The organism is Alkalibacterium sp. (assembly GCF_046484155.1).
Taxonomy (GTDB): domain Bacteria; phylum Bacillota; class Bacilli; order Lactobacillales; family Carnobacteriaceae_A; genus Alkalibacterium.
Genome location: NZ_JAWOBT010000077.1, coordinates 1 through 4,634, shown reverse-complemented (window position 1 = coordinate 4,634; position 4,634 = coordinate 1). Strand labels below are relative to the sequence as shown.

General features: G+C 43.1%; 5 protein-coding genes and 1 tRNA gene. 3 read left to right on the top strand and 3 right to left on the bottom strand.

Features of this window, described 5'->3' with window-relative positions:
• On the top strand, positions 1-930 hold a 930-nt coding region (locus R6U02_RS05875), incomplete at its 5' end, for an ABC transporter ATP-binding protein (protein WP_410262689.1).
• 77 nt (positions 931-1,007) lie between these two features.
• On the opposite strand, the gene R6U02_RS05870 is transcribed toward R6U02_RS05875, so the two are convergent.
• Positions 1,008-1,370 (bottom strand): DUF2512 family protein, encoded by a 363-nt coding sequence (locus R6U02_RS05870; RefSeq protein WP_410262688.1) that lies wholly within the window; start codon positions 1,368-1,370, stop codon positions 1,008-1,010.
• A gap of 169 nt (positions 1,371-1,539) precedes the next feature.
• Complete coding sequence (locus R6U02_RS05865) at positions 1,540-2,166, bottom strand: YczE/YyaS/YitT family protein (protein ID WP_410262687.1); 627 nt, start codon at positions 2,164-2,166, stop codon at positions 1,540-1,542.
• A gap of 242 nt (positions 2,167-2,408) precedes the next feature.
• On the opposite strand from R6U02_RS05865, the gene R6U02_RS05860 reads away from it, so the two are divergent.
• Both R6U02_RS05860 and R6U02_RS05855 read left to right on the top strand, forming a co-directional pair.
• Positions 2,409-2,482: transfer RNA gene (locus R6U02_RS05860), tRNA-Arg, on the top strand.
• A 148-nt stretch (positions 2,483-2,630) separates the two neighbouring features.
• Positions 2,631-4,139: an FAD-dependent monooxygenase gene (locus tag R6U02_RS05855; RefSeq protein ID WP_410262686.1), complete on the top strand. Its 1,509-nt coding sequence runs from the start codon at positions 2,631-2,633 to the stop codon at positions 4,137-4,139.
• Positions 4,140-4,254: 115 nt separating this feature from the next.
• Here R6U02_RS05855 and R6U02_RS05850 read toward each other — a convergent pair whose 3' ends face one another.
• Positions 4,255-4,464 (bottom strand): C4-dicarboxylate ABC transporter, encoded by a 210-nt coding sequence (locus R6U02_RS05850; protein WP_410262685.1) that lies wholly within the window; start codon positions 4,462-4,464, stop codon positions 4,255-4,257.
• Positions 4,465-4,634: the final 170 nt, after the last annotated feature.

Sequence of the window (4,634 nt, the reverse complement as noted above, 5' to 3'; positions counted from 1 at the left end):
CAGCTTAATTATCTCGAAAAACATCTGGACGAAATGGTAGCACATGGAGGTAATTATATACGGAATACAATGGGCTGGTCAAGGAAAGAAGACGTATTGCAGCAGGCGATAGCAGCCGGTGACCGCGTCTTTGAACTGATGGACATGGATGCGGAAGACAATCCAGCCGAGACGTTGGAAGTGAAGCGAGGTCGCGTCGCGTTCAACAACGTTCACTTCAGTTACACCGAAGACAAAGAAGTATTGACGGCGATCGATTTTGTAGCCGAACCGGGCCAGACAGTGGCGTTAGTGGGGCATACCGGTTCCGGAAAAAGTTCCATCATGAACCTGCTGTTTCGCTTTTACGACCCGCAGTCAGGCACGATCATGGTCGATGGTCAAAACACAAAAGAGTTTTCCAGACAGTCGGTACGCCAGGAGATGGGCATCGTCCTGCAGGATCCGTTCCTGTTCACCGGCACGATCTATTCCAACATAACGATGGACAATCCGGCTATTACCAAAGAGACAGCGACTCAAGCCCTCATCGATGTCGGCGGAGAAGACTTGCTCGATAAATTCGAAAAAGGGATCGATGAAGCCGTCGTGGAAAAAGGCAGCACATTGAGTTCCGGTCAGCGCCAGCTTATCTCCTTTGCGCGCGCCCTCGCTTTTAATCCCAAGATCCTTATCCTGGACGAAGCCACATCATCCATCGATACAGAAACGGAAGAAATCATCCAGCACGCGATGAACGTCTTGAAAGAGGGGCGAACGACGTTTATCATCGCCCATCGGTTGTCGACGATTCAACATGCTGATCAGATTTTGGTCCTCGATCAGGGGACTATCATCGAACGCGGGACCCACAATGAGTTGCTGAGGAAACGAGGCGCTTATTCAGAAATGTACGAGATGCAAAAGAAAGGCCGGACGGTCGTGTCTTGATGTAACTAAAAACCGTTCTGCCCGTTGAATCAGGGCAGAACGGTTTTTCAATAAGTTTTGATTAGGGAAAAACACGCTTAAGGTGACGGACGTTCGTCTGGAACGATGCCACTTTTAGTGAGGTATTCATTGAAGATGAGCTCATAAAAACCGATGCCTAAGGCAAAGTATAGACTAGGGAAGAACGTTTCAGTATTACCATTCATGTTGAGGAAGACCCAAGCCACGCTTAGAGCGGAAAGGATATCCATGAGCGTTGCGGGCAGGTTACCGAGTTTTCTTAGAATAAACCAGTCACCGAGAAGATATAAGAGAATGGCCGAGATGGCAGCAATAATAATTGCAGCCGAAAGCGTAAACGAATAAACTAGATCAAACAACACCCATGCCCATAAGAGATGGATGGCCAATTTGATACCAAAAGCTTTGACATGTCTCACCTTGCTCACCTCCATGATCCTTGCAAATTGAGCGTATAGCGAACGAAGTAAATAAACAAGTTATAACACTTGTTTAAATGAGAAAGTCAGTCGGTTCCAGGAAGATTTTCAAGTAAAAAAAAAGAGCCTCAAGAATTAGCTGTCCTTGAGAACCCTTTGAACTAGTTGCCTATTTTTTAGCTGAATAACGCAATTCTTTGGTGTTTAGATCTTTCTGGAAAATTTCACGGAAGAATTGGATCAACGGTCCCAGGAAGAAGGCAGTGATGATGGTGTTGACGCCTAAGCCGGCACCCAGTAAAAAGCCGATAATGGTTATCGACACGTCTATGATGACACGAGAAAGACGGTATGATAAGCCGGATTTGTCAGATAAAATAATCGGCATCGCATCATAGGGCGCAACGCCTTCTTTAGCTTCGATATACAAAGCGGCACCTATGGATAAGAATAGAATACCAAGGACCGATATAATGATGCGGATAACCATTCCTTCGAATGTACCAAACATATTTGTGATCAAGGAGACGAAGACATCAGAAAGATTGCCTACCAGGAAGATGTTGAAAATGGTTCCGATACCGATCAGCGACCGGTTGACAAAGTATACATAGATAAGCAGAAGCAAACTGGAATACATAAGGAAAATGCCGAATTCCATATTGAATAACATACTGAAACCTAAGTTAAAGGTTGTGTAGGGATCTGTTCCTAAACTAGCCAGTCGGAAAAGAGTCACAGCTGAAGCGATAAATATGGTTCCGATCAATGAATACGTAATTTTGATTTTTTTCATTTAAATACCTCTTTTTTAAAAATTTGGTCCACTAGTAATCTTACGTGCTGAAATAGTTAAAGTCAATTTAAAAGAGAAAACTCTAAGAAACCAAGCATTCATTCAAGCCGTTCTGCCATTTAGGGATGAAATCGAGTCTAGTCGATCAGCGAAAACAAGCGTTTTTTAATAAAGAAGGACGACTTTCTATTTTGTATTAGTTTCTTGGCCCTTCGTGTAGTATAATATAAACATATGGTAACAGAGCTATAGCTCAATTGAATAGAGCATTTCCCTCCTAAGGAAAAGGTTGTCGGTTTGAATCCGACTAGCTCTATAGGATAAAAAGCAGCCACGATCTGATTTTAGATCATGGCTGCTTTTTTGCATGGACAAAAGGCTATGTTTGGATGAAACTCTCTCTGAAAGGTATACTTGTATTAGAAGAATAAAAGATGACATATCATTAGGAAGGAGCAGCTAAAATGAATCAGACACCGGTACTCATTGTTGGGGCTGGACCTTCGGGATTGGCTCTGGCTCTTGAATTAGCTTGTTATAAGGTCCCTTTTAAAATTATTGATAAAGCTCACGGCCCGGGGGAAACGTCGCGTGCCATGCTCGTTGTACCTAAAGTACTGGAAAGCTATCAGAAGTTCGGTCTGGATAAGACAGTCAGTGCCTGGGGCATCATCCCGGAGCATGCTCACTTTCACAGCAATAATAAGCGCGTGGCCTCTCTTCCGATGGGGATCATGGGGAAAGGGCAGAGTGCTTATCCCTATCTCGTCACGTTACCACAGGATGAACATGAACGGATCCTGATTGATAAACTGTATGAGTTTGGTATCAAAGTAGAGTGGGAGACTGAACTAGTGACATTAAAGCAGTTGAACGAAAAGTCCGAAGCAACAATGAGTCATCAAAATGAAATGGAAACTGAAGCATTTAACTATGTGATCGGGTGTGATGGTGCTTCCAGTCAAGTCAGAAAACAGAGTGAAGTAGATTTCGAAGGTGAGACGTATGAACAGATATTTTATGTCATGGATGCCGAAGTCGACGGGGAAATAGCAGAAGAAGTTGCCGGAAGTTTTTCATTTATCAAAGATTATTTCGCACTCTTTTTCCCTTTAAGAAATAAAAAGACCACGCGAGTCATCGGTATGTTCCCACCTGATTTAACTCAAAAAAAGGACTTAAGCTATGAAAGCCTAAAGCCGAGGCTGGAAAAAGCATTCAACATAGAAATCAGGAAAATGAACTGGTTTTCAGATTACAAAATTCACGCAAGAACTGCCAGCCACTTTAAAATAGGCAATCATTTCCTGGTGGGCGATGCCGCGCATATTCATAGTCCGATCGGCGGACAGGGCATGAACTTAGGGATCGGTGACGCCACTAATTTAGGCTGGAAGTTAGCGCAAGTGATCAATCACGATGCTTCTGAAAAATTACTGGACACATATGAAAAAGAACGCAAAGAGATCGCCGAATTCGTCGTTTCAACGACGGATCGCATGTTCAGTCTTATTGTCGGGAACAAATCAGGCAATCTGCTGACACGTCAGCTACTTATCCCGATATTTGGTCGATTAGCGGACTCAGTACGACCCTTTCAAAAACGTCTGTATACTCTACTAGCTCAGCTGTACATTTCTTATGAAGAAAGCCCTTTAAGTCAAGGAGCAGCCTCTCGATTGAAAGCCGGACAGCGCCTCCCCTATGTGGACAGCGAACCGTTTGAGTTTATCCGGGAGTACGGCTGGCAGCTGCATGCGTTTAAACCATTATTAGATGAAGAGCTGCAAAGAGAGTTTAAGCATCACAAGATTACGGCTGTTCATCGAAAATGGACAGATCAAGCAAGAGATAAAGGCTTTGAGGAGAAGCAGTGGCTGCTCGTGCGACCAGACGGTTATATCGGTTGGATAGGTTCGGAAGATCAGCCAGATGAGCTATTGACCTATGTCAAAGAATGGTTAATGAAATAGAGAAGACTAAAATAATATAGGAAAACTAAAGAAGCCTCTTAAAGTCAGACAATATTGCTGACTTTAAGGGGCTTCTTTTCTGTTAGTTATGATAAGTTGGGTCGAACCTGACTGATTAAATTATTCCCAAAACAAGAACGATGGTACCCAGAACGATAGCGATCCAGTTAAGTGTCTTATGAGGGGAACTTAAACCGATAACACCTAATACGATGGCAAAAAAGCCCAGGGGCATCTGAAAGGTGAAGTAGCCTAAGACAGCTAGAAAGATGCCTGCTGCTCCAAGATATGATCCTGTGTTTTTTGATAGACGATTTTTTTCCATATAATAATCTCTTTTCTGAAAGTTTCACTGTTTTGACCATATCAGAATTACTGAAATCAGGCCATGGGCGACCGGAAAAAAGAGCTTTTCCCGGTTACGGTAAGCTTTATTATCACTATTTTTGATGTCATCACCGATTTTGACTAATGGATTGTAAAGGTTATGCTTTA

What these genes read in the sequence shown, in the direction of transcription:
- R6U02_RS05850 (WP_410262685.1), bottom strand. Translation starts at nt 4,464, where the DNA reads ATGGAAAAAAATCGTCTATCAAAAAACACAGGATCATATCTTGGAGCA.
- R6U02_RS05855 (WP_410262686.1), top strand. Translation starts at nt 2,631, where the DNA reads ATGAATCAGACACCGGTACTCATTGTTGGGGCTGGACCTTCGGGATTG.
- R6U02_RS05865 (WP_410262687.1), bottom strand. Translation starts at nt 2,166, where the DNA reads ATGAAAAAAATCAAAATTACGTATTCATTGATCGGAACCATATTTATC.